At 56.9% G+C, this 274-nt stretch carries 1 protein-coding gene; it reads right to left on the minus strand.

Going from position 1 to position 274, the window contains the following annotated elements:
- On the minus strand, nucleotides 1–274 hold a 274-nt coding region (locus tag SB756_RS29880), incomplete at both ends, for an ABC transporter substrate-binding protein (RefSeq protein WP_410913200.1).

Raw genomic sequence — 274 nt, forward strand, 5'->3', positions numbered from 1 at the left:
GTTGCCCTTGAAGCGGATCTGCGCGTCTTTTTGATACTTGCTGAACACGAACGGGCCGGTGCCGATCGGCTTCTGGTTGATGTCGGCCGCCTTGCCGTTGTTCAGCAACTGGTCAGCGTATTCGGCGGACTGGATGGAGGCGAAACTCATGGCCAGGTTCTGGATGAACGCGGCGTCGACTTCGTTGAGGGTGAACTTCACCGTGTGCTCGTCGAGTTTCTCAACCTTGGCGATGTTCTTGTCCATGCCCATGTCGGTGAAGTACGGGAACTCG

Source organism: Pseudomonas sp. SIMBA_068, assembly GCF_046534705.1.
Classification (GTDB): domain Bacteria; phylum Pseudomonadota; class Gammaproteobacteria; order Pseudomonadales; family Pseudomonadaceae; genus Aquipseudomonas; species Aquipseudomonas putida.